A 20,293-nucleotide genomic window follows, 5' to 3' on the forward strand; every position below is an offset into this window, starting at 1 on the left:
AACGAGTTGCACGTGACGCCCGTTACGCCGACCGGGACGGCTCAGTGGTTGTTGGTGGTGACCAGGGCGGCGCCGAGGCCGACCATCATCACGCCACCCGCAGCACCCAGCGTGTCGAGGCGCTCGGGCTTGCGCGCGAACCAGTCGCGGGCGCGACTCGCGGCCAGCGCCCAACAGGTGTCGGAGGCGATGGCCATCACGCCGAACAGCACGCCGAGGAGCACCAGCTGGGGCGCAGCCGCGGCCGAGGAGTCGATGAACTGCGGCAGGAACGCCACGAAGAACACGATGGTCTTCGGGTTGGTCGCACCCACCACGAACCCGGTGCGCACCGACCTGAGGTCACCGGCCGGGGTGCCACCGCCCACGCCCGCCTGCGCGAGCGCGGCCCGCGCATCCGCACGGTGCCGGATCGCCTGGACGCCGAGGTAGACGACGTAGGCCGCACCCACGAGCTTGATGATCGTGAAGGCGGTGGCCGACGCAGCCACGACCGCGCCCAGTCCGAGCGCGACGAGCACGACCTGGGCCACCAGGCCGAGGGCGTTGCCCACGACCGAGAGCAGCGCGTCGCGGCGGCCGACCGTGAGAGCCCGGCCGATCGTGAACAGGAGGCTCGGTCCCGGCACCTGGATGAACAGGATCGACGCGATCGCGAAGGCGGCGAGCTGGCTGGACGAGGGCATGAGCAAGTATCCGTCACCGCTCACGAGATCGCGACTTCGTTTCCCTCAGCCGCCGATGGTCGGGGCCGAAGGGTCCCCCATGACGACCTGTCCGCCGTGGTGCGTCACCAGCGCCGAGGAGCACGCGAACGAGGACCCGGGTTCCCGCCTGCACGAAGGCCCCACCTTCGGCCTGATCCGGACCTGGTGGCTCGAGGGCCCGACCAGCACCTTCACGGCGACGGTCACCGAGTCGACGTACGGCGAGCTCAGCACCGACGACCTCCGCCAGCTGGCGACCGACACCCTCGACGCGGCGATGTGGATGGACCGCCAGGCGAGCTCGGGGACGCTCGGCCAGGACGTCTCCGTCGTCGAGCTGGTACGACGCGCGCACCGCCAGGCCACGCGCTCGGCCTGAGCCGCGGGGTCGCCCGGGCGCTCAGCGCCGCTTGGACAACCGCGCGAACAGCCGCGCGAGCAGACCGGGCTTGCGTTCGCCCGCCGGCTTCGGGCTGGAAGCCGGCAGCTTGTAGCTGCCGATCTGGATGCCATCGGTTCCATTGGCACGCACCGGCGCCTCGACCTTGCCCTTGGTGACGCGCACCTTCCGCGCATCGCTCCAGATCCCGCTGCCGAGCCCTGTGTCCTTGGTCATGCCCCATGGTGACACCGCGCGCCTAGTGTGTCGGCATGTCTGATCTCGAACAGTCCGTCCGGATCGCCGCTCCGCCGGCGCGTGTGTGGGAACTCGTCAGTGACGTCTGCCGGATGCCCGAGTGGAGCCCGCAGGTGACGTCGACCCGGTTGCGCTCCGGATTCGATCTCGGCCTCGGCGCCGAGTTCACCAACCGCAACCGCGAGGGCGAGCTGGAATGGACGACGCACGCCGAGATCGTCAGCTTCGATCCGGAGCGCGAGCTGTCCTTCAAGGTCGCGGAGAACTGGGCCATCTGGTCGTTCCGCCTCCAGGCCGACGGCGAGGGCACCCTGCTCACGCAGACCCGCGACACCCCGGACGGCATCTCGGACCTGTCGCGCGAGCTGACCGACGGGTTCTTCGGCGGCCAGGAGTCGTTCCTGGAGACCCTGAACGCCGGCGTGCAGCAGACGCTCGAGCGGATCAAGGCAGCCGCCGAGGCCTGACCCCTCAGGCCTGACCCGTCCGGGCGGGGCTCACCGCGCCGCGAACCGCTCCCAGGTCGCGCCGCCGTCGGTGGTCCGCCACACCTCGCCGGGGCCCTTTCCGGGCAGCCACACCACCGGACCGTCGACGTACTCGAAGGCGAGGGCGCCGATGTCACTCTGGTCGGAGATCTCGGGGTGGTTGCTGGTGACCTTCTCCAGCGCTCCCCCGACGACGCGCCACACGCCGGCGTCCACGAGCCGGTCCTCGGAGTTCCAGCGACTCGCGAGGACGCGGATCTCGCCGTCCTCGTTCCACGCACCACCCAGGGTGACGTGGTCGCCGTCCTTCTCCGCCTCCGTCCGGGTCCACTGCGCAGGGGCCGCTGCGCTCGCCGTACGGATCGCCACGAAGGGGAACAACGTGGCACCGTCGCCGCCCTCGAAGATCGCGTGGTCCTGCCCGATGGCCGACTGGACCACCAGCGGCGGGAACTCGCCCGGGCCCGGGTCGGCGTCCTGCCAGGTCGCGCCACCGTCGTCGGACCAGTGGTAGGCGAGCCCGTCGCCGTACACGAAGCCGGCCAGCCGGTTGCCGAAGGACTGGAGGCTGTCGAGGGCGGCGGGCACGGGGACGGTGTGTGCCTCTCCGTCAGCGCTGACCGCCACCAGCGAGGATCCACCCGTCTCCGGGACCAGCACGAACGGGACCTCACCGGCGCCCACGGGCGATTCGTCGAGGGACACGTCGATCGGGTCTCCGACGTCATCGCCGTCGATGATCCGCAACGCGGCGCCCTCCCAGCCCTCGCGGAGGACGAAGGTGCCGTCGGCGGCGGGTGTGACGCTCGAACCGCTGGGCACGGCCCGCAGGGAACGCGTGGCGAACCCGTCCGAGGTCCAGGCCAGCACCCAGCGCTGGTCCTCCCACTGCCAGAGGGTGGCCATCGATCCGGGGTCGCCCGGCGTCACGGCCATCGAGTACATCGACGCGTCGTCGGCGTCGACGACACCGGCGAGCTCCGCCTGGCTCGGGTCGTCGACCGCTTCGGTCGGCGCCTGCGACGGGGCCTGGGACGGGGTCTGGGACGGGGTCTCGGCCGGCCCGGGCCGTACGTCGCCATCCCCGTTGCCGAACACCTGGACGACCCCGACGATGCCGGCCACGGCCAGCGCTGCCGCGGCGAGAGCCCCCGCCTGTCGTCGCGTACGACGACCACGACCGCGCCGCGCCAGGGTGTCGAAGTCCGGCACCTGGGCGGCGTCGGCGGCCAGGCGCGCGACGTCGCCGCGTTCGCCGTTGAGGATCTGCTCGATGTCAGCCACGGGAACCTCCGTTGACAGTGGCCTCGGCGCCCAGGACCGCGGCCAGCGCGGTGCGTCCGCGACTGAGCCGCGCCTTGACGGTGCCGACCGGCACGCCGAGGGTCGCGGCGACCTCCGCAACGGGGAGGTCGGCGAGGTAGTGCAGCGCCAGCGCTTCGCGCTGCTGCTGGGGAAGGGACCGGAGCGCCGCCACGAGGGTGAGCCGGTCGTCGGTGAGCTCAGGCACCCGTCCCTCGGCGGGCCCGCCGTTGCGGCGGTGCAGCCGGTCGCCCATCAGTCGCCGACGGTGCCGGGTCCGCGCGACGTTGACCGCGACGGTGCGCAGCCAGGCCTCGGGTTCGTCGACCCGCTCGAACGTGCGGCGGGCGGCCACCGCCCGGGCGAAGGCTTCGGCGACCGCCTCCTCGGCCTCGGCCAGGCTGCCGCAGACGCCGTACAGCTGGCCGACGAGTCGGCGGTAGGAGACGTCGAAGCACCGACGAATCGGATCATCGGCCAGCCGATCGTGTGGACCGTCCACGGCACCTCCCAGGTCGCGCGAAGTCTTTCACCCCCACGACTCGCGAGCGGGCCGAAAGGTTGCGTCCGGCGGCCGCAGGCCACCTCGTAGGGTGGGGGCCGTGCCTGTGCTCGTGCTCGCGTCCGCATCCCCCGCCCGCCTGGCGACCCTGCGGAGCGCAGGTTTCGACCCGCAGGTGATCGTGTCGGGCGTCGACGAGTCGCAGGTGGTGGGTGTCCCGCCGGCCGAGCTCGCCCTGCGGCTGGCCGAGCTGAAGTGCGGCGCCGTGGCCGCCAGCGCCGACCTGCCCGGCGAGGCCCTCGTGCTCGGTTGTGACTCGGTCCTCGAGCTGGACGGCGAAGCCCTCGGCAAGCCGGACGACGCCGCCGACGCCATCCGTCGCTGGGAGGCCATGCGCGGACGCTCGGGTGTCCTGCACACCGGCCACTGCCTGCGCGACGTCGCCTCGGGACAACAGGTGGCTGCCACGGCGTCCACGACCGTGCACTTCGCGGACGTCACCGACGAGGAGATCGCGGCGTACGTCGCGACCGGTGAGCCGCTCCACGTCGCCGGAGCCTTCACCGTCGACGGACTCGGCGGCGGCTTCGTCACGCGCATCGAGGGCGACCACCACAACGTCGTCGGTGTCAGCCTGCCGCTGGTGCGTGGCCTGGTCCGGGAGCTCGGGCACCGATGGACCGACCTGTGGGCCCACTGACCCGGACAGCGCTCCTCGCGGCCTTCCTGGTGCCGCTCCTGGCGGCAGCGCCTTCCGGTGCCGATGACGATCCAGGTCCCGCGCTTGCCGGCACGCCGGTCACCGGCACCCCTGATGCGTCGCAGGCGCCGGTCATCACCACCGGCCGCTATCTCGACCGGCTACCGGCCACCGGCGAGCTCCACTACCGGCTCCCCCGCACCGCACCGGGCACCACCTTCCACGTCGGGGCGTTGTACGTCGGCTCCGGCAACTCGATCGGCGAGGGCATCCGCCTCAAGGTCGGTACGACGCCCGGTGACCAGGGGTGCGGCAGCGGCGGCGTGTTCCGGCCGACCCTCGGCGAGCCGGCCCCCGTGCTGTTCACCACCGTGTCGACCTGGACCGACGTGCCCGACCACGAGTGTGCGACCGCCGAGGGCCTCTACCTGTCGGTGGGGGCACCCATCGAAACGGCCGATGCCGACCTGCCCTTCGAGATCCTCGTGTTCGAGGAGCCGGCCCTGTCGTCGTACTCGTTCGACGTGCTGCCGTTGCCCGAGGAGCCGGCGTGGACCCCGTTGACCCCGGCGGATCCCGCGCGCGACCTGCCCCTGGGGACCACGCCGACCAATGCGCCGGTGGTTCGCGACGGCACGTTCGGCCTGGAGCTGCGGCCTGGACGAACTCTCGTCCTGGCGATCCCGCTCGACTGGGACCAGTCGCTCGCGGCGCAGCTCGACGCCGTACTGCCCAAGGACGCTCCGGCGACCGACGGGATCAGCGTGCAGGTCGTCGGCCCGATGCTCGGCACCAGCCAGGTCTCGTTCGCTGACCGCAAGCCCGCCGACTGGGTCGGCGGGACCGGGCGCTTCCGCACGGGTGCGCAGTCGCACGTGGTCGCCTACCCGAACCGGGACAGCTACGACGCCGGCATCAACACCGCGACCCTCGCGGGGATCCACTACGTCGTGATCCGCTGGACCGGCACGGCCGCGGACGGCACCGCCGAGACCTCACCGGAGAACGCAGCGCTGAGCGTGCCCGCGACCGTCACCCTGGTGCGGAGCGGCGAGGCCCAGGACGGTGTTCCTGCGTACACCGAGCTCGACGGCCTGATCGGTCCCCAAGCCGGTTCACGTCTCGTCGACGGCACCCTGCAGGCGCCGGTCGTGGCCGCCCCACCAGCGCCGAAGGTCTCCGACGACGGACCTGCCGTGGAGCTGGTGGTCGCCGGCGGCCTGGCGATCGTCGCGGCCCTGTTGTTCCTGCTCAACAAGGTCCACCACCACGTGAAGCGTGGGCGACACCGCCGCTGAGCCCTACTCGACCGGCAGGCCGAGACCGCGGGCGATCAGCATCCGCTGCACCTCCGAGGTGCCCTCACCGATCTCGAGGATCTTCGCGTCGCGGTAGAACCGGGCGACGGGGTACTCCTCCATGAAGCCGTAGCCGCCGAAGACCTGGGTCGCGATCCGGGTCGCGGTGACGGCCGACTCCGAGGAGTACAGCTTGGCGACCGAGGCGGCCTGCTTGAACTCCTTCACCGACGGCCCGCGGTCGCCGAGCATGGCGTCCTTCATCGCGGCGGCGCGATAGGTCAGCAGACGCGAGGCGTGCAGCATCACCTCGAGGTCGGCGATCTGGAAGGCGACACCCTGCTTGCGGCCGATGGGGCCGCCCATGGTCTGGCGGTCCAGGGAGTACTCGACACACAGGTCGACGCAGGCCTGCAGCAGGCCGACGGCGAGCGCCGCGATGGCAACCCGGCCGTCGTCGAGCGTCGCCAGGAACTGTGCGTAGCCGCGGCCGCGCTCGCCGAGCAGGTTGGCCTCGGGCACCCGGCAGTCGACGAACGTCAGCGGGTGGGTGTCGGAGATGTGCCAGCCGAGCTTGTCGTAGGCGGCCTCGGCGGTGAAGCCGGCCGTTCCGGACGGTACGACGATCGTGGAGATCTCCGGCTTGCCGGCATCGGAGACACCGGTGCGGGCGGTCACGGTCACCAGCGACGTGATCGAGGAGCCCGAGTTCGAGATGAACTGCTTGCTGCCGTTGATGACCCACTCACCGGTGGACGGGTCGACCTCGGCCCTGGTCTTCGTCGCGCCCGCGTCGGAGCCCGCCCCGGGCTCCGTGAGGCCGAAGCCGGCAAGCCGCTGTCCGGACACCAGGTCGGGCAGCCACGTCTTCTTCTGCTCGTCGGTGCCGTAGGTCAGGATCGGATTGATGCCGAGGCCGACGCCCGCCTCGAGCGTGACGCCGATCGACTGGTCCACGCGCCCGAGCTCCTCGATGGCCAGGCAGAGCGAGGTGAACGGGCCGTCCTCCGGCTCGAGCCCCGCGCCGCCGTACTCCTCCGGGGAGGTGAGGCCGAACAGCCCGAGGTCACCCATCTTCTGGACGACGTCCGTCGGGAAATGGTGCGCCTTGTCCCACTCCGCCACGTGGGGACGGATGGTGGCGTCAGCGAAGTCCCGCACCGTGCGGCGGAACTCCTCGTGCTCTCGGGACAGTTCGAACTGGGTCATGTCCGACATCCTAGGACACGAGGTTAACGTTTGTTAACCTCGCGGCGCAGGTCGTTCGGTTACTGCCCGGTCACTGGTCCCGTCACAGCCCCAAAGGTTGGACGCCCTAGAATCCGACGTTGGCGTGCGAAGCACCGCCATCGACCGCTCGACAGGAGTTCCCGTGTCTCAGTCCGTGCAGCCGCTGCGCAAGGTCCTCATCGCCAACCGTGGCGAGATCGCGGTCCGTGTGATCCGCGCCGCCAAGGATGCCGGTATCGGCAGTGTCGCGATCTACGCAGAGCCCGACGCGAACGCGTTGTTCGTGCGCCTCGCCGACGAGGCGTACGCCCTCGGTGGCGCCACGCCCGCCGAGTCGTATCTCTCGATCCCGAAGATCCTCGACATCGCCGCCCAGTCGGGCGCCGACTCCGTGCACCCCGGCTACGGCTTCCTCGCCGAGAACGCCGAGTTCGCCCAGGCCGTCATCGACGCCGGGCTGATCTGGATCGGCCCCTCCCCCGAGGCCATCGAAGGCCTCGGCGACAAGGCCAAGGCCAAGCAGATCGCCCTGGCCGCCGGCGCCCCGCTCGCGCCGGGCCTCAAGGACGCCGTCAAGGACGCCGACGAGATCATCGGCTTCGCCAAGGAGCACGGCCTCCCGGTCGCCATCAAGGCAGTCTTCGGTGGCGGTGGCCGTGGCCTCAAGGTCGCGCGCACCCTCGAGGAGATCCCCGAGCTCTACGAATCCGCCGTCCGCGAGGCGATCTCCGCCTTCGGCCGCGGCGAGTGCCTGGTCGAGAAGTTCCTCGATCGCCCGCGCCACGTCGAGACCCAGTGCCTGGCCGACAAGTACGGCAACGTCGTCGTGGTCTCCACCCGCGACTGTTCGCTGCAGCGTCGCCACCAGAAGCTGGTCGAGGAGGCGCCCGCGCCGTTCCTGACCGACGAGCAGAACAAGCGCCTCTACGACTCCTCGAAGGCGATCCTCAAGGAAGCCAACTACGTCGGCGCCGGAACCTGTGAGTTCCTCGTCGCCGCGGACGGCACCATCTCCTTCCTCGAGGTCAACACCCGCCTCCAGGTCGAGCACTGCGTGTCCGAAGAGGTCACCGGCATCGACCTGGTCCGCGAGATGTTCCGCATCGCCGCGGGCGAGGAGCTCGGGTACGACGACCCGGAGATCCGCGGCCACTCGATCGAGTACCGCATCAACGCCGAGGACGGCGGCAACAACTTCATGCCCGCCCCCGGCACGCTCACCGCGTGGAATCCGCCGCAGGGCCCGGGCGTCCGCGTCGACGGCGGCTACGTGAACGGCGAGACCGTTCCCGGTGCCTTCGACTCGCTCATCGCGAAACTGATCGTGACCGGCCGCGACCGGACCCAGGCGATCGAGCGCTCGCGCCGTGCGCTGTCCGAGTTCGAGGTCGACGGCATGCCGACCGCGATCACCTTCCACGAGGTCATCACCAACGACCCGGCCTGGGTCGCCTCCTCGAACCCCACGGGCGAGGGGTCCTTCGACGTCTACACGACGTGGATCGAGACCGACTTCGACAACCAGATCACCCCGTACGCCGGCGCCGCCGGCGAAGCCGAAGAGGCCGGCGAGAAGCAGACCGTGGTCGTCGAGGTCGGCGGCAAGCGCGTCGAGGTCGTCCTGCCCGCGGGCCTGGGCGGCATCTCCACCGGTGGCGGTACCAGCGGTGGTGGCGCGAAGAAGCCCAAGCGCTCCGCCGGCAAGAAGGCCGGCGCGGCTGCCTCGGGCGACTCGGTCACGTCCCCCATGCAGGGCACCATCGTCAAGGTCGCCGTCGAGGAGGGCCAGACGGTCGCCGAGGGCGACGTCGTGGTCGTGCTCGAGGCGATGAAGATGGAGCAGCCCCTCAAGGCCCACAAGGCCGGCACCATCACCGGCCTGAGCGCCGAGGTCGGCGCCACCATCGGCAACGGCGAAGTGGTCTGCGAGATCAAGGACTGACGCCACCCCAGGCTCGTCGAGCAGCCCGAGCCGCCCGGCGAGGGAGTATCGAGACGTCCACCGTCAGGAGAGGCGCTCCTCGAGCCTCACCTCGACGGTGTCCCCCTCACCCTTCCCGATCTTCTTCCGTACGGCGGCGGCCACGGGCAGCATGTGCGTCCCGTCGCCGAGGGCCATGAAGGACGTGGCGAAGGGCACTCCGTCGATCGTGCCGCGAACCTTCACCAGGCCCTTGGTGCCGAAGTAGTCGACGGACTCCGCCCACTTCACGCAGGTCCAGGCGGCTGCGCTGCCGGTGCTCCTGCAGAGCTGCTCACTGAAGGTGACGTCCAACGGGCCGGTGCCATGCTTGTCATCGCTCATGGAAGTGCAGACCGCGGGTCGCGCCGGGAGTCATCGGCGCCACGACCCGCCCGACCGCGTCCACCGGCCTTGGCGCGGTACAACGCGGCGTCGGCGGCGGCCATCGTGGTCGCGATGTCGTCGCCGGGAGCGATGGTGGCGATCCCGAAGCTTGCCGTACGACGCTCGGCGTCGCGCCTGTAGCGGGCCGCGATCGCCTCGGTGAGCAGGTCGGCTTCCACGTCGGGGACCAGGAGCACGAACTCGTCCCCACCCAGGCGACCGACGAGCCCGCGGTCGCCGACGACGGCCGCACAGCTCTTGGCGAACGCGATCAGCGCGTCGTCACCGGCCGCATGGCCCAACCGGTCGTTGAGGTCCTTGAACCGGTCCAGGTCGGCGATGACCAGCGCCGCCCGCCGGCCGCGACGCCGGAGGTCGCGCTCGGCGACCCGGAAGAACTCGGCGCGGTTGAGCAGACCGGTGAGCGCGTCCCGCGTGGCCTGCAACCGGAGGTCGGAGGTCTGCTGCTCGTGACTGAGCGCCGACATGCTGAACGTCACCACGACCAGCAGGACCATGGTGAGCAAGGTGGTCGTCTGGCCGCCGAACCCGACGTCGAAGACCCGATGCTCCGGGCCGAGGACGACGAACACGACCGTTCGCACGGCGTAGTAGCCGGCGATGGCTCCCGAGGTGATCGCCATCGACGACACCGCGAACCCGATCTGGTCGCTGTTGCCGCCCCGGGGGTCACGTTCGCGGAGCAGCTGGCGGAGCTCGACGGCCGACCGCCCGATCAGGCCTGCCATGGCGAGGAGGTACGCGATGCCCCCGGACCACCTGTCGTGGACCGGGTCGTCCAGCAGCGAGACCAGCAGAACGAGGGCAGGAACGAGCACCAGCGGCCGCCACGAGACGTCCCGACCACGGAGGGACCGGGCACCTGCCCAGACACAAGCGGCACCAAGGGCGCCGGTGGCATTGCCCACCGGGTTGGCGACGACCTGCGCCGGGGTGCCGTTGAGGACGAACAGCAACGCGCTGAGGATGAAGCACGACAGCGAGAGACACCACCAGGCGCTGTACGACGACCGCGTGGACCGGTACGTCACGCCGTAGAAGAGCGCAAGGACACACACGGCCACGAGGCCGAATGCCACGCGCAGGGTGATGGTGTCCACCTCGCCACGGTAGGTCCGTCCCGAGCGGTCCGAAGACCGAATCGGGACCTGCCAGCAAATCATGATCGAAGACCGCAGCACCATGGTCATTCCGGGCCGGTGGGGTCGGCCTCGGCTCGGGACGAAGGTCCTGGCGAGAGAGCAGGGCACCGGTGTTCGGTGCTGACGATGACTCCGACGGCCCCCTGGACCTGCCGCACAGCTGACCAGTCACTCGACCCCACTGGCTAGGGTCGGTGCGTGAGTGAACTGCGCGATCCGGCCGAACGGGTCAGCCCCCGGGCGCTCGCCCTCTGGCACGTCACCGCCGCCGTCGAGGCCGTCGTCGTCGCCATCGGCGCCGGGGTGGCGATCGCGTTCTGGGCACCGGACGGGCTGCGCTGGTGGCTGGCCGCGCTGACCCTGGTGGTGTGCGTGACGAGCGCAGTCGTCGTACCCCAGTGGCGGTATCGGGTTCACCGCTGGGAGGTCTCGCCCACGGCGGTCTACACGCAGCGCGGGTGGTGGGCCCGGGAGCGCCGGATCGCACCGATGTCTCGGGTGCAGACGGTCGACTTCGCGCAGGGTCCGCTGACGCGCCTGTTCAACCTCGCCACGGTCACGGTGACCACGGCTTCGGCCGCCGGGCCGCTGCAGATCGAGGGGCTGGACCGCGACGTCGCGCTGGCACTCATCGACGAGCTCACCCGGAAGGCCGACCTGGTGGCGGGCGACGCGACATGAGCGAGGTCGAGACAGCGACCGGGTCGGTTGCCTGGGAGCGGCTCGATCCACGGATGCTGCTGATCCACCCGCTCAAGGAGGGCGCCAGGTTCCTGCCCGTGCTGATCGGCCTGGTCGTCGCCGGCGGCGTCTCCGGGTCCGGCCCGTGGGCCCTGCTCGGCGTCTTCGTCCCCGTCGCGCTGGGCATCGTGCGCTACTTCACCACCACCTACCGGGTCACCGACGGACGCGTCGAGCTGCGCCGCGGGCTCCTGCAACGCCACACCCTCTCGACCCCGGTCGACCGCGTCCGCACCGTCGACCTGACCGCGTCGGTCCTGCACCGGATGCTGGGCCTGACCACCGTCGTCATCGGAACCGGCAGCGTGGTCAGCGACGCCGACGAACGGCTCTCGCTCGACTCCCTCCCCCGCGAGCAGGCGACCGCGCTGCGGGTCCACCTGCTCGGGTCGCGACAGGCTCGACCTGCCGACGGCTCGACGGATCCCGAGGTCATCGCGCCGGCCGTCGAGGCCGAGGAAGTCGTGGCCCGCTTCTCACCGCGCTGGCTCTGGTACGCACCCTTCAGCGGCACCGCGCTGGTGGCCTTCGGTGCCCTGACCGGTGTCGTCCTGCAGTTCACCGAGGTCCTGGACGTCAGGATCACCGAGGAGGACATCGCCGCGGTCGACGCCGGCTTCGTCCTCACGATCATCGGGGTGATCGCCGTGCTGGCGGTCGTCGTGGTCGTCGGCGGCTACCTGCTCACCAACGGCGGCTTCCTCCTGTCCCGGCACGACGCCGCCTGGCACGTCCGCCGGGGCCTGCTCACCCGCCGCGAGACGAGCATCGACGTGGCCCGGCTGGCCGGCGTGAGCCTCGCGGAACCGGCCATGCTGCGGTTGGCGAACGGACGCTCGGTGACGGCGATCGTCACCGGCCTCGACCGCAGCCAGGCCAGTTCGTCCGCCCTCCTGCCGCCCGCTCCCGCGGCCACGGCGTACGACGTCGCGCGCACCGTGCTGGGCCATCCGGACCCGATGGACGGGCCACTCCTCACCCACGGCCGTGCGGCGACCACTCGCCGCTACACCCGGGCCCTGATCGGCGCAGCACCCTTCGTCGTACTCCTGGGGCTGGCGGTGGTCGCGGGGGCCTCGCCGTGGCTGCTCCTCGCCTCGGCACTCCCCCTGGGCACTGCCCTTGCCCTGGCCACCGATCGAGCGCGCTCCCTCGGCCACGCGCACCACGCCGGTCACGTCGTGATGCGGTCGGGCTCGTTGACCCGTGCCCGCTCGGCCCTCGGCTCGTCGCACGTCATCGGCTGGAACCTCCGCGCCACCTGGTTCCAGCGCCGCGCGGGCCTGGTCCACCTCGCCGCGACCACCGCAGGTGGTGGCGGCCGCATCGCCGTGGACGACGTACCCGCACCGGCCGCTCTCGCCCTCGCCGAAGCCGCGACTCCGGGCCTGCTCAGCCAGTTCTTCAAGGAGACGCCATGACCGACGGCACGTACGCACCCCAGCTCGACGGCGACCCCGATCCGGGCGAGGTCGTGTGGGCGTGGGTGCCCTACGAGGACGACCCGCTGCAGGGCAAGGACCGCCCGGTCCTCGTGATCGGCACGGCCACCGGCCCGGACGGCGTCACCACTGTCGACTGCCTCGTCATGACCAGCAAGGACCACGACCGCGACGAGGAGCAGGAGACCCGGCGGGGGCGCGTCTGGATGGACGTCGGCTCCGGCGGTTGGGACACGCGTGGCCGCGAGAGCGAGGTCCGCCTCAACCGCCTCGTCGTCCTGAAGGCCACCGATGTCCGGCGCGAGGGCTCCGCCCTCGACCAGACGATCTACGAGGCCGTGATCGCCGCTCGCGCCGCCCTCTCGTGAGTGCGGGTCAGCGCAGCAGCATCGATGCGCGCCACGTCTTGCGGTGGGCCTTGCCGACCATCCCCTGCTCCTCGAGGAACGGCATGACCTTCTCGCCCATCCACGCGATGGTCTCGCGGTAGTTCTCGTTGCCCAGCGCCGCCCGACGGCCCTCACGCGGGTCGATCCCGACGGACGCGTAGACGTCGGGGTGCACCAGGGACCGCATGGTGATGAAGGCAACCTGGGCAGTCAGCCATTGGTGCCACTGCCGCTCGGCCCGACCCAGACCACGCACCGCCTTCACCAGCTCGTCGCGGGCGAAGGTCACGTGGCGGGCCTCCTCGGTCACGTGGATCCGCGACACCATCCTGGTCAGCGGCTGGATCCGCTCGTCGCGCATCGAGTCGCGCTGCCACCGGTCGACCGGCTCCTCACCGATCAGGATCGAGGCATAGGCACTTGCCCCGCGCAGGGCCAGCGGCCCCAGCTTCGCGAACTGCCTCACCCTGGGCCGCGGACCGTAGGCGGGCATGCCCATGGACCCGATCGCACGTCCGAACATGACGGTGTGGCGCGTCTCGTCACCCACCTCGGTGAGGGCGAACTGCGTCCTCGGGTCCCGCGGATCGGCGGTGTAGACGTCACGCAGCAGCAGCTGCATCAGGACGACCTCGAACCAGATGCCGACACTGGCGATGCTCGCGACCTCGTGGCGCGAAAGGGTGATCCGCTCCTCCTCGCTCAACCGGTCCCACAGCTTCGTGCCGTAGAGCGACATGCGCTCGGGCTGCATCCACCACAGGCCGGGGACCGGCGGCGCGTCCCAGTCGAGGTCGACCTCGGGGTCGTAGGACTGCTTGGCGGTCGAGCGCAGCAACCGGTCAGCGAGGGGATCCACGATCGTCATGGGGCCAGATCCTCCGAAACTAGGTATTACCGTCGGTAACGTCTACCTGTACTGTTCTCCTCATGGCCGGCAACGTCAAGGGCAGTGTCCAGGGAAGCTCCAAGGGAAACGCCAAGGGAAACGCCAAGGGTGATGGGCGCACGACCCGCTGGGAGAAGCACCGGGTCGATCGGCGTGCCGAGTTCGTCCAGGCCGCGATCCGGGCGATCGATGCCCTCGGTCCGGAGGCTTCCGTGACCGACATCGCCGCCGAAGCAGGCGTCAGCAAACCGGTCATCTACCGCTACTTCGCCGACAAGGACGAGCTGTACGCCGCCGTCGGCACCTGGGGCGCCGAGCTGGTCCTGGACCGGGTGATCACGGCCGTCCTCGCCCCCGCGACGGCCCGGGACCGGGTCACCGCCGGCGTGACGGCCTACCTCGACACCCTGGCCGAACACCCCGCCGCCTTCCTCCTGCTCATCCGCCACCATGCAGCCGGCGCCGACCCGGTCGCGGACGGCAAGACGGTCATCGCGGCCAAGCTCTCCCGGCTGCTCGGCGACGCGCTGCGCCACCTCGGCGGCGACGCCGGTGCGGCCGAGCCCTGGGCGCACGCCATCGTCGGCATGGGCAACTCGGTCGGCCAATGGTGGCTGGAGCGGCGCACCATGTCCCGCGCGACCGCGACGACGTACCTCAGCGACTTCATCTGGCACGCGCTGTCCGGCGCTGCCGAGGAGTACGGCGTCCAGCTCACCGCCCTCGACCCTCCACCCGAGGTCCAGCCGAACGTGCGACCGATCCGCAAGGAGCAGGCATGAGCGTCCTGCACGAGCCGCAGGCGTCGTACGACGGCCCGGCCACTGTCGTGCTCGACGACGCCGAACAGGCCGTCACCGTGACCCTCCGCGGTGCCTTCCAGCCGCTGGACGGGCACTTCCACTGGTACGGCCGGATCGCCGACGCTCCTGAGCTCGCCACGCTCCGCAGCGGCAGCCACGTGCGGCTGCGCACCGACCATGGCGAGGCCGACGGCCGGGTGTCGGATCGCGACCCGTGGGGACGGTTCCGGATCACGGGCATGGGCACCCCGCCCTTCTAGCCCCCGTCTCCTGCCACCGTCGCTGGCCACCAGTCACTAGTCTCGGGCCGTGGCAGCCCAGACGACGCACGGACCGGTGATGGCTGGTGTCGTGACCGCGGTCGTCGGCTTCAGCAGCTCGTTCGTGGTCGTGTTCGCGGGTCTCACCGCGGTCGGCGCGACACCCGACCAGGCCGCGTCCGGCCTCCTCACGCTGTGCGTGACCCAGTCACTCGGGATGCTGTGGCTGTCCCTGCGCCACCGGATCCCGGTGACGCTGGCCTGGTCGACACCGGGCGCCGCGCTGCTCGCCTCGACGGCCGGCGTGACGGGCGGTTGGCCGGCGGTCGTCGGTGCCTTCGTCGCCACCGGTGTCCTCATCGTGCTGACCGCCCTGATCCCTCGCATCGGCGACCTGGTGGCCGCGATCCCCCACAGTCTCGCCCGGGCCATGCTCGCCGGCGTCCTGCTCCCGCTGTGCCTGGCACCGGTGACCGCCCTCGTGGATGCGCCGTGGGTGATCGCGCCGGTGATCCTGACCTGGCTGGTGCTGTTGCGCCTCGCCCCGCGCTGGGCCGTGCCCGGAGCGCTCGCCGTGGCGCTCGGCACCGTCCTCGCCACCGCCCACATCGGGGCCGGGGCCCTGGCCCCCACCGTCGCCTGGACCACGCCGTCGTGGTCCTGGTCCGCGCTGATCGGCGTCGCCCTTCCCCTGTACGTCGTCACGATGGCCTCGCAGAACGTGCCGGGCGTCGCCGTGATGAGCGGCTTCGGCTACACCGTTCCGTGGCGCGAGTCGCTCACCGTGACCGGAATCGGCACCATCGTCGGAGCCCCGACGGGCGGACACGCCATCAACCTCGCGGCGATCAGCGCCGCGCTGGCCGCCGGCCCGGACGCTGGTCCCGACCGCAGCCGGCGCTGGATCGCCGCGGTCAGTGCATCGGTGACCTACCTGGTGCTGGCCGTCGCCAGCAGCGCGCTGGCAGCCATGGTGGTGGCCGCGGAGGACGGCCTCATGCAGGCCGCAGCCGGACTGGCACTGCTCGGCACCCTGGGCGCGGCGCTGGCCGAGGCACTCGCCGACCCCGCCGAGCGGGAGTCGGCCGCGGCCACCCTGGTCGTCGCAGCCTCGGGGGTCACCGTGCTCGGCATCGGCGCGGCGTTCTGGGCGCTGGTGGTGGGCCTGCTGATCCGGGCGTTCCTCTCCCGGACGGGCATCAGCTCCGGCAGGTCGACCCGACCGGCGAGCACGCGAACATCGTCGACTTGAGCCGCAGCGCAGCCCGGAAGGCATCACCGGTGACCGTCGCGGACCCCTTGGCTCCCCGGATCCGGATCTCGGTGACCCGACCGCCCCAGCTTCCCTTGCCGTCGCGCTTGAGGACGGACAGCTCCAGGAAGTCACCGGTGGCGGGGTAGGCCTTCTCGATCGCGAGATCGGTGAGCGTGACCTTCCACTGTGCGTTGGGATTGCCCGACCACACGTCGTACGGATCGGCCTTCGCCGGCAGGTAGGCAGGCGAGCCCTGGACGGTCCAGCCACCGTTGCTCGAGGAGAACTGCGTGAACGCGGGCTTGCCGCCGTACGCCCGGATCTGGGACTTCGTGGCCGCGATGGCCGCCGTGCTCGCCGAGTGCTCGGCCCCGACACCGCGGTAGACCTGGCAGGCCGACGTGTCGCACAGGTGGTATCCCGGCGGGTGCGGATTGGTGCGTGCGAACACGGCGTAGGTCCGCGCAGCCACCGACTGCGCCTGCACCGCCTGCGGATGCCACAGGGCGGGGATCTCGACCGGGACCACACCCTTGAGGTAGTCCTCCAGGTCGACCACGTTGGCGGTGTCACGGCTCGTACCGGCGATGATCGAGCGCAGCCGGCCCCGGTAGACGGCCGAGCCGCTGGGCAGGATCAGCTTCAGCGGGGAGGTGCCCGCGCCGAACTCCGCCTCGCCCGGGATGTCGCGCACCACCCGCCACCGGTCCGTCAGGACCGAGACGCGACTGACGGTGTTGCCCGAGACCGGAGTGATCTGCCACTGCTTGGCGCCCGCGCGGGCCAGGCTCCACGTCGCGCCGGTCTTCACGCTGCGCACCATCAGGCCGGAGCGATGCTCGATGACCACGTTGCTGCTGGTGTCGGCTGTGATCAGCACCACCATCGGCCCCGCGGCCGGCGCCGACACTGTGCCCGGGTAGTAGAAGTCCAGGATCTGCGTCGCGGTCCGGGCATGGTTGCGGGCGGCGTTCTGTGCGCCGTACTGCGACATGCCTCGTCCGTGCCCCCAGCCGCTCCCGACCAGGCTCACCGACGTGGGGCCCGCCGCCTGCGCCGGGGGTACGACGACCGCACTCGTGAGCACGGCCGCCAGCCCTGTCAGCAGGGTCGCCGCGGCGGCGAGCAGGCGGAGCCGAATCGTGCGCATCGGTCGAGGGTAGCCCGCCGGTTCCAGCCGCGGGGCCGGTCCGAACTAGGATTCGTGACCATGACCGAGCTCCACAGCACTGACGCACCGGCCCCGACCGCCCCGGCCCCCGACGGGGAGTCCGCGGCGATCGTCGTACCGGACCGCCCGGCGCTGGAAGGACTCGAGCAGAAGTGGTCCGACCAGTGGAAGGCCGATGACACCTTCGCCTTCGACCGGACCCAGCCGCGGGAGAACGTCTACGCCATCGACACGCCGCCGCCGACCGTCAGCGGCAGCCTGCACGTGGGCCACGTCTTCTCGTACACCCACACCGACCTGATCGCCCGTTTCCAGCGGATGCAGGGCAAGTCCGTCTTCTACCCGATGGGCTGGGACGACAACGGCCTGCCCACCGAGCGCCGGGTGCAGAACTACTTCGGCGTCCGTTGCGACCCCTCGCTGCCCTACGACGCGGACTTCACCCCGCCGGAGAAGCCGGACCCCAAGCGCCAGATCCCGATCAGCCGCCCGAACTTCATCGCCCTGTGCGAGCAGCTGGTCGAGCAGGACGAGAAGGTCTTCGAGACGCTGTGGCGCACCCTCGGACTGAGCGTCGACTGGAACATCACCTACACGACGATCGGCGCCAAGGCGCAGACCGTCAGCCAGCGTGCGTTCCTGCGCAACCTGGGTCGCGGCGAGGCGTACCTCCAGGAGGCGCCGACCCTGTGGGACGTCACCTTCCAGACCGCGGTCGCGCAGGCCGAGCTCGAGGCCCGCGACTACGCCGGCGCCTACCACCGCGTCGCCTTCCACAAGCCTGATGGCACCCCGGTGCACATCGAGACCACCCGCCCCGAGCTGATCCCCTCCGTCGTCGCCCTCATCGCCCACCCCGACGACGAGCGCTACCAGGACCTCTTCGGTACGACGGTCACCTCGCCGGTCTTCGGCGTCGAGATCCCCGTCCTGGCCCACGCGGGCGCCGAGAAGGACAAGGGCGCCGGCATCGCGATGTGCTGCACGTTCGGTGACCTCACCGACGTCACCTGGTGGCGGGAGCTGCAGCTGCCCGTCCGCACCGTGATCGGCCGCGACGGTCGCTTCACCCGGGAGACGCCCGAGTGGCTCTCGAGCGAGCAGGCCTCGACGGCGTACGCCGACCTGATGGGCAAGACGGTCCACTCGGCCCGCGAGGCCGTGGTCGCGAAGCTCCGCGAGACCGGTGACCTCGACGGGGACCCGAAGCCGACGCAGCGGATGGCGAACTTCTACGAGAAGGGCGACAAGCCCCTCGAGATCGTCTCGACCCGCCAGTGGTACCTCCGCAACGGTGGCCGCGACGCCGACGTCCGCGACCAGATGCTGGCCCGCGGCGCCGAGATCCAGTGGCTGCCGCCGCACATGAAGCACCGCTTCGACAACTGGGTCGGCGGCCTCAACGGCGACTGGCTGATCTCGCGCCAGCGCTTCTTCGGCATCCCGTTCCCCGTCTGGTACCCGCTCGACGGCGAGGGCGAGCCCGACTACGCCCGCCTGTTGCTGCCCACCGAGGCCGAGCTGCCGATCGACCCGTCCACGCAGGTCCCCACCGGCTACACCGAGGAGCAGCGCGGCAAGCCCGGCGGCTTCATCGGCGACCCCGACGTGATGGACACCTGGGCGACGTCGTCGCTGACGCCACACATCGCCGGTGGCTGGGAGACCGACCCGGACCTGTGGTCGCGCGTCTTCCCGATGGACCTGTGCACCCATGCGCACGACATCATCCGCACCTGGTTGTTCTCGCGCGTCGTCCGCGCGCAGCTCGAGAACGGCGCGGCGCCCTGGACCCACGCCATGATCTCCGGCTTCATCGTCGACCCGGACCGCAAGAAGATGTCGAAGTCCAAGGGCAACGTCGTCGTGCCCGACGAGATCCTCCAGAAGTACGGCGCCGATGCCGTCCGCTGGCGCGCGGCGATCGCCCGCCCCGGCCTGGACTCGCCCTTCGACGAGACCCAGATGAAGGTCGGTCGCCGCCTGGCGATGAAGGTCCTCAACGCCTCGAAGTTCGTGCTCGGCAGCGTCGGTGCCACCGAGTTCAGTGCCGCGCGCGTCAGCGAGCCGGTCGACACCGCGCTGCTCGGTCGCCTCGGCGGCGTGGTCCGCAAGGCCACCGAAGCGTTCGAGGCCTACGACTACACGACGGCCCTCGAGGTCAGCGAGAAGTTCTTCTGGGAGTTCTGCGACAACTACCTCGAGCTCGTGAAGGAACGCGCCTACGCCGAGGCCGGCGACGCCTCCGACTCGGCCCGGGCGACCCTCGCGTTCGCGCTCCAGGTCCAGCTCCGGTTGCTCGCACCGTTCCTGCCCTACGTCACCGAAGAGGTGTGGTCGTGGTGGCAGGAGGGTTCGGTGCACCGCGCGCCGTGGCCGACCGTCAACGAGCTCGGCTCCCCCGCCGCGTCCGACGGATCGATCATCGACTCGGTCGCCGCTGCACTGGGCGGCATCCGTGGCGCCAAGTCGCAGGCCAAGGTCACCATGAAGACGCCGCTGGCCCGCGTCGAGGTCTCCGGCCCCGAGAAGGCCGTCCGCGCCGCCGAGCTCGCTCGCCGCGACCTGGTCGCGGCCGGCAAGATCATCGGCGACCTGGTCTTCACGGTCGACGAGTCCGCCAGCGACCTCACGATCACGGCCGAGATCGCCGAGGTCGAAGAGACGCCTGCGGCACCGGCTGAGTGATGCCGGTCCGGTTCGTCGCCGCGGTGGCGGTGGTGCTCGTCGCCGCCACCGGCTGCCGTGCCACGCAGTGGCCCTCGGACGCTGATCAGGCCCAGTTCTGCGAGGACATGACGGGAATGCAGTTCCGCGAGAGCGGGATCGACGACCTGATCATCGAGCACGGCACGCCCGAGAACCTGCCCTTCGAGGCGCGCCGGTACCTGATCGACCTTGCCGACAGCAACGTCACCGACCCGGTCGGCAAGCAGGCCCTCGAGAAGTACGTCGCGGACTACTGCTGA

The 20,293-nt window shown here is 70.9% G+C and carries 22 protein-coding genes; 13 read left to right on the forward strand and 9 right to left on the reverse strand.

Annotated features, from left to right (window positions below; all coding sequences use genetic code 11):
• Window positions 1–41: 41 nt before the first annotated feature.
• Window positions 42–686: a LysE family translocator gene (locus tag ACOACQ_RS04685; protein ID WP_378600784.1), complete on the reverse strand. Its 645-nt coding sequence runs from the start codon at window positions 684–686 to the stop codon at window positions 42–44.
• A gap of 79 nt (window positions 687–765) precedes the next feature.
• On the opposite strand from ACOACQ_RS04685, the gene ACOACQ_RS04690 reads away from it, so the two are divergent.
• Window positions 766–1,086: a hypothetical protein gene (locus tag ACOACQ_RS04690; RefSeq protein ID WP_420287707.1), complete on the forward strand. Its 321-nt coding sequence runs from the start codon at window positions 766–768 to the stop codon at window positions 1,084–1,086.
• Between the two features lie 21 nt (window positions 1,087–1,107).
• Here the strand turns inward: ACOACQ_RS04690 and ACOACQ_RS04695 are convergent, their stop codons facing one another.
• On the reverse strand, window positions 1,108–1,323 hold the full coding sequence (locus ACOACQ_RS04695) for a hypothetical protein (protein WP_378600789.1): 216 nt from the start codon (window positions 1,321–1,323) through the stop codon (window positions 1,108–1,110).
• 35 nt (window positions 1,324–1,358) lie between these two features.
• Between ACOACQ_RS04695 and ACOACQ_RS04700 the strand changes: the two genes are divergently transcribed.
• A complete protein-coding gene (locus ACOACQ_RS04700; protein WP_378600791.1) occupies window positions 1,359–1,811 on the forward strand; it encodes an SRPBCC family protein in 453 nt (150 codons plus the stop codon).
• Window positions 1,812–1,841: 30 nt separating this feature from the next.
• Here the strand turns inward: ACOACQ_RS04700 and ACOACQ_RS04705 are convergent, their stop codons facing one another.
• Together ACOACQ_RS04705 and ACOACQ_RS04710 are read right to left on the reverse strand one after the other, a co-directional pair.
• Window positions 1,842–3,116, reverse strand: coding sequence for a hypothetical protein (locus tag ACOACQ_RS04705; protein WP_420287708.1), 1,275 nt, complete (start codon window positions 3,114–3,116; stop codon window positions 1,842–1,844).
• Window positions 3,109–3,636 (reverse strand): sigma-70 family RNA polymerase sigma factor, encoded by a 528-nt coding sequence (locus ACOACQ_RS04710; RefSeq protein ID WP_378600798.1) that lies wholly within the window; start codon window positions 3,634–3,636, stop codon window positions 3,109–3,111. Before ACOACQ_RS04710 ends, ACOACQ_RS04705 begins: the two co-directional genes overlap by 8 nt.
• Window positions 3,637–3,736: 100 nt before the next feature.
• On the opposite strand from ACOACQ_RS04710, the gene ACOACQ_RS04715 reads away from it, so the two are divergent.
• The gene (locus ACOACQ_RS04715; RefSeq protein WP_420287709.1) at window positions 3,737–4,336 is read left to right on the forward strand and encodes a Maf family protein; all 600 of its coding nucleotides are present in this window, start codon (window positions 3,737–3,739) and stop codon (window positions 4,334–4,336) included.
• The gene (locus ACOACQ_RS04720; protein WP_420287710.1) at window positions 4,312–5,634 is read left to right on the forward strand and encodes a hypothetical protein; all 1,323 of its coding nucleotides are present in this window, start codon (window positions 4,312–4,314) and stop codon (window positions 5,632–5,634) included. Before ACOACQ_RS04715 ends, ACOACQ_RS04720 begins: the two co-directional genes overlap by 25 nt.
• A gap of 3 nt (window positions 5,635–5,637) precedes the next feature.
• Here the strand turns inward: ACOACQ_RS04720 and ACOACQ_RS04725 are convergent, their stop codons facing one another.
• A complete protein-coding gene (locus ACOACQ_RS04725; protein ID WP_378600804.1) occupies window positions 5,638–6,843 on the reverse strand; it encodes an acyl-CoA dehydrogenase family protein in 1,206 nt (401 codons plus the stop codon).
• Between the two features lie 184 nt (window positions 6,844–7,027).
• On the opposite strand from ACOACQ_RS04725, the gene ACOACQ_RS04730 reads away from it, so the two are divergent.
• Entirely contained in the window at window positions 7,028–8,806 is a 1,779-nt protein-coding gene (locus tag ACOACQ_RS04730) for an acetyl/propionyl/methylcrotonyl-CoA carboxylase subunit alpha (protein ID WP_420287866.1), read from the forward strand.
• A 63-nt stretch (window positions 8,807–8,869) separates the two neighbouring features.
• Here the strand turns inward: ACOACQ_RS04730 and ACOACQ_RS04735 are convergent, their stop codons facing one another.
• Both ACOACQ_RS04735 and ACOACQ_RS04740 read right to left on the reverse strand, forming a co-directional pair.
• Window positions 8,870–9,169 (reverse strand): DUF1905 domain-containing protein, encoded by a 300-nt coding sequence (locus ACOACQ_RS04735; RefSeq protein ID WP_378600808.1) that lies wholly within the window; start codon window positions 9,167–9,169, stop codon window positions 8,870–8,872.
• Window positions 9,166–10,332 carry a sensor domain-containing diguanylate cyclase gene (locus tag ACOACQ_RS04740; protein WP_378600810.1) on the reverse strand — a complete coding sequence of 389 codons (1,167 nt, stop codon included), beginning with the start codon at window positions 10,330–10,332 and terminating at the stop codon, window positions 9,166–9,168. The genes ACOACQ_RS04735 and ACOACQ_RS04740 overlap by 4 nt, the downstream gene beginning before the upstream one ends.
• Window positions 10,333–10,572: 240 nt before the next feature.
• On the opposite strand from ACOACQ_RS04740, the gene ACOACQ_RS04745 reads away from it, so the two are divergent.
• Genes ACOACQ_RS04745 through ACOACQ_RS04755 form a run of 3 tightly spaced genes read left to right on the forward strand, consistent with a single transcriptional unit; the run spans window position 10,573 to window position 12,925 of the window.
• Complete coding sequence (locus ACOACQ_RS04745; RefSeq protein WP_420287711.1) at window positions 10,573–11,055, forward strand: PH domain-containing protein; 483 nt, start codon at window positions 10,573–10,575, stop codon at window positions 11,053–11,055.
• A complete protein-coding gene (locus tag ACOACQ_RS04750; RefSeq protein WP_420287712.1) occupies window positions 11,052–12,536 on the forward strand; it encodes a PH domain-containing protein in 1,485 nt (494 codons plus the stop codon). Before ACOACQ_RS04745 ends, ACOACQ_RS04750 begins: the two co-directional genes overlap by 4 nt.
• Complete coding sequence (locus ACOACQ_RS04755; RefSeq protein WP_420287713.1) at window positions 12,533–12,925, forward strand: type II toxin-antitoxin system PemK/MazF family toxin; 393 nt, start codon at window positions 12,533–12,535, stop codon at window positions 12,923–12,925. Before ACOACQ_RS04750 ends, ACOACQ_RS04755 begins: the two co-directional genes overlap by 4 nt.
• Before the next feature lie 7 nt (window positions 12,926–12,932).
• Here ACOACQ_RS04755 and ACOACQ_RS04760 read toward each other — a convergent pair whose 3' ends face one another.
• Window positions 12,933–13,814: an AurF N-oxygenase family protein gene (locus tag ACOACQ_RS04760; protein WP_420287714.1), complete on the reverse strand. Its 882-nt coding sequence runs from the start codon at window positions 13,812–13,814 to the stop codon at window positions 12,933–12,935.
• A 62-nt stretch (window positions 13,815–13,876) separates the two neighbouring features.
• Between ACOACQ_RS04760 and ACOACQ_RS04765 the strand changes: the two genes are divergently transcribed.
• The 3 genes from ACOACQ_RS04765 to ACOACQ_RS04775 are packed head-to-tail and all read left to right on the forward strand — an operon-like array spanning window position 13,877 to window position 16,150.
• Window positions 13,877–14,617 (forward strand): TetR/AcrR family transcriptional regulator, encoded by a 741-nt coding sequence (locus ACOACQ_RS04765; protein WP_378600820.1) that lies wholly within the window; start codon window positions 13,877–13,879, stop codon window positions 14,615–14,617.
• Window positions 14,614–14,898, forward strand: coding sequence for a DUF4873 domain-containing protein (locus tag ACOACQ_RS04770; protein ID WP_378600822.1), 285 nt, complete (start codon window positions 14,614–14,616; stop codon window positions 14,896–14,898). The genes ACOACQ_RS04765 and ACOACQ_RS04770 overlap by 4 nt, the downstream gene beginning before the upstream one ends.
• Before the next feature lie 49 nt (window positions 14,899–14,947).
• Window positions 14,948–16,150, forward strand: coding sequence for a benzoate/H(+) symporter BenE family transporter (locus tag ACOACQ_RS04775; protein WP_378600824.1), 1,203 nt, complete (start codon window positions 14,948–14,950; stop codon window positions 16,148–16,150).
• On the opposite strand, the gene ACOACQ_RS04780 is transcribed toward ACOACQ_RS04775, so the two are convergent.
• Window positions 16,098–17,303 (reverse strand): SpoIID/LytB domain-containing protein, encoded by a 1,206-nt coding sequence (locus tag ACOACQ_RS04780; RefSeq protein WP_420287715.1) that lies wholly within the window; start codon window positions 17,301–17,303, stop codon window positions 16,098–16,100. The genes ACOACQ_RS04775 and ACOACQ_RS04780 overlap by 53 nt on opposite strands.
• A 60-nt stretch (window positions 17,304–17,363) precedes the next feature.
• Between ACOACQ_RS04780 and valS the strand changes: the two genes are divergently transcribed.
• Both valS and ACOACQ_RS04790 read left to right on the forward strand, forming a co-directional pair.
• Window positions 17,364–20,012: a valine--tRNA ligase gene (valS, locus tag ACOACQ_RS04785; RefSeq protein ID WP_378600828.1), complete on the forward strand. Its 2,649-nt coding sequence runs from the start codon at window positions 17,364–17,366 to the stop codon at window positions 20,010–20,012.
• A complete protein-coding gene (locus ACOACQ_RS04790) occupies window positions 20,012–20,293 on the forward strand; it encodes a hypothetical protein (protein ID WP_378600830.1) in 282 nt (93 codons plus the stop codon). The genes valS and ACOACQ_RS04790 overlap by 1 nt, the downstream gene beginning before the upstream one ends.

The sequence above is a fragment of the Nocardioides sp. CPCC 206347 genome, assembly GCF_048654605.1.
Classification (GTDB): domain Bacteria; phylum Actinomycetota; class Actinomycetes; order Propionibacteriales; family Nocardioidaceae; genus Nocardioides.

Excerpts from the sequence above, each read along its gene's own strand:
- ACOACQ_RS04780 (WP_420287715.1), bottom strand. The coding sequence starts at position 17,303 with ATGCGCACGATTCGGCTCCGCCTGCTCGCCGCCGCGGCGACCCTGCTG.
- ACOACQ_RS04760 (WP_420287714.1), bottom strand. The coding sequence starts at position 13,814 with ATGACGATCGTGGATCCCCTCGCTGACCGGTTGCTGCGCTCGACCGCC.
- ACOACQ_RS04725 (WP_378600804.1), bottom strand. The coding sequence starts at position 6,843 with ATGACCCAGTTCGAACTGTCCCGAGAGCACGAGGAGTTCCGCCGCACG.
- ACOACQ_RS04720 (WP_420287710.1), top strand. The coding sequence starts at position 4,312 with ATGGACCGACCTGTGGGCCCACTGACCCGGACAGCGCTCCTCGCGGCC.
- ACOACQ_RS04695 (WP_378600789.1), bottom strand. The coding sequence starts at position 1,323 with ATGACCAAGGACACAGGGCTCGGCAGCGGGATCTGGAGCGATGCGCGG.
- ACOACQ_RS04690 (WP_420287707.1), top strand. The coding sequence starts at position 766 with ATGACGACCTGTCCGCCGTGGTGCGTCACCAGCGCCGAGGAGCACGCG.
- ACOACQ_RS04735 (WP_378600808.1), bottom strand. The coding sequence starts at position 9,169 with ATGAGCGATGACAAGCATGGCACCGGCCCGTTGGACGTCACCTTCAGT.
- ACOACQ_RS04765 (WP_378600820.1), top strand. The coding sequence starts at position 13,877 with ATGGCCGGCAACGTCAAGGGCAGTGTCCAGGGAAGCTCCAAGGGAAAC.
- ACOACQ_RS04750 (WP_420287712.1), top strand. The coding sequence starts at position 11,052 with ATGAGCGAGGTCGAGACAGCGACCGGGTCGGTTGCCTGGGAGCGGCTC.
- ACOACQ_RS04790 (WP_378600830.1), top strand. The coding sequence starts at position 20,012 with ATGCCGGTCCGGTTCGTCGCCGCGGTGGCGGTGGTGCTCGTCGCCGCC.
- valS (WP_378600828.1), top strand. The coding sequence starts at position 17,364 with ATGACCGAGCTCCACAGCACTGACGCACCGGCCCCGACCGCCCCGGCC.
- ACOACQ_RS04770 (WP_378600822.1), top strand. The coding sequence starts at position 14,614 with ATGAGCGTCCTGCACGAGCCGCAGGCGTCGTACGACGGCCCGGCCACT.
- ACOACQ_RS04755 (WP_420287713.1), top strand. The coding sequence starts at position 12,533 with ATGACCGACGGCACGTACGCACCCCAGCTCGACGGCGACCCCGATCCG.
- ACOACQ_RS04685 (WP_378600784.1), bottom strand. The coding sequence starts at position 686 with ATGCCCTCGTCCAGCCAGCTCGCCGCCTTCGCGATCGCGTCGATCCTG.
- ACOACQ_RS04700 (WP_378600791.1), top strand. The coding sequence starts at position 1,359 with ATGTCTGATCTCGAACAGTCCGTCCGGATCGCCGCTCCGCCGGCGCGT.